The following is a 1,560-nucleotide window of genomic DNA, read 5'->3' on the forward strand; positions in this document are numbered from 1 at the left end:
GATGACAAGTTGGGTTATGTTCAGACCGGATTCCTGGTATTCCTGGAATAGCTTCTTGAATGTTGATAAGGTCATCCTCATTTTTTGCCATCAAAGTAAGGCTGTTAGCACGGAGATTGCAATATGTGCGAGGCCGAAGGCTTTCGACACAACGGCAAAAGCATCATTTTCTTTCATTAAAGTACTGCCGTATGTATTTAACACAAGTTCCATGAGTGCAGTATTCAATTTTTTGCCAAAATATATCCCATCACTGCAATGGATTTGCAAAAAGGAAAGAATTCCTTCAGCCAACTCCACGTTACGGGTAGAAGCAAACATCAAAATTCTTTAGAGTGACTATAATCAAAATCAAATCACTTCTTAATCCTTGTTTTAGTGGAATACCTTCTCTGACGATGTAAAAGTGGGTAATATTAAAGACCCTCAGAGTCTTAATCCTTGTTTTAGTGGAATATTCTCTCAGAGTCTGGGTAAGTCGCTGAGGTACTACATTGGCGTGAGGTCTTAATCCTTGTTTTAGTGGAATATTCTCTCAGAGGTTTATCCAACTCCAAAACGGTTTAGACGAGATGGGGTCTTAATCCTTGTTTTAGTGGAATATTCTCTCAGAGACCAGGATTTTATGCAGTAGAGGAATGGTTGAAAAAAGTCTTAATCCTTGTTTTAGTGGAATATTCTCTCAGAGAAAGATGATTGCCGATTATATGGGCATTAAAGTGTCTTAATCCTTGTTTTAGTGGAATATTCTCTCAGAGAATGAATGAAGCTAATGAGCGAATGAATTATCATAAGTCTTAATCCTTGTTTTAGTGGAATATTCTCTCAGAGTTTTAACAAATAAGGGAAAATTCGGTCACTTCGTGTCTTAATCCTTGTTTTAGTGGAATATTCTCTCAGAGGGTTTATGAAAACCTACGATGTACATTTCAACGAGTGGTCTTAATCCTTGTTTTAGTGGAATATTCTCTCAGAGCCGGTTTCGGGCTCTAAGCGTAAAAAACACAGTCAGTCTTAATCCTTGTTTTAGTGGAATATTCTCTCAGAGCTGCAAGCACAAAAGTAAAAAAACCATTTAATCTGTCTTAATCCTTGTTTTAGTGGAATATTCTCTCAGAGAACGTTTGGGAAGACCGTCACCGTGCAGTCTTTGATGTCTTAATCCTTGTTTTAGTGGAATATTCTCTCAGAGAGCATGAAATAGAAATGAAAATAATATATCTGCGTTGTCTTAATCCTTGTTTTAGTGGAATATTCTCTCAGAGGTAAAAATATGGATTTTGTAATCAAGTTTTACCAGGCGTCTTAATCCTTGTTTTAGTGGAATATTCTCTCAGAGAACTCAAAAAACTACTACTATGAAAAATATTAAAAAGTCTTAATCCTTGTTTTAGTGGAATATTCTCTCAGAGTCCAAAATCATGATTAATTTATTCATTTTAGCATTGGTCTTAATCCTTGTTTTAGTGGAATATTCTCTCAGAGTGTTTCACTTTTTACTGGTTTGTCAAAGAAAGAGATTGTCTTAATCCTTGTTTTAGTGGAATATTCTCTCAGAGT

At 35.7% G+C, this 1,560-nt stretch carries 1 protein-coding gene and 1 CRISPR repeat array; the gene reads right to left on the reverse strand.

Going from position 1 to position 1,560, the window contains the following annotated elements; translation table 11 throughout:
• Nucleotides 1-90: 90 nt before the first annotated feature.
• On the reverse strand, nt 91-321 hold the full coding sequence (locus tag ATH1_RS0115685; RefSeq protein WP_010423915.1) for a hypothetical protein: 231 nt from the start codon (nt 319-321) through the stop codon (nt 91-93).
• A gap of 39 nt (nt 322-360) precedes the next feature.
• Nucleotides 361-1,559: direct repeats of the CRISPR family, unit length 37 nt; unit sequence GTCTTAATCCTTGTTTTAGTGGAATATTCTCTCAGAG.
• Nucleotide 1,560 lies beyond the last annotated feature (1 nt).

Origin of the sequence: Anaerophaga thermohalophila DSM 12881 (genome assembly GCF_000191885.1) — a bacterium.
GTDB classification, from domain to species: domain Bacteria; phylum Bacteroidota; class Bacteroidia; order Bacteroidales; family Marinilabiliaceae; genus Anaerophaga; species Anaerophaga thermohalophila.

Bases quoted from the DNA above. Each gene is read 5' to 3' on its own strand.
- ATH1_RS0115685 (WP_010423915.1), bottom strand. From the start codon at position 321: ATGTTTGCTTCTACCCGTAACGTGGAGTTGGCTGAAGGAATTCTTTCC.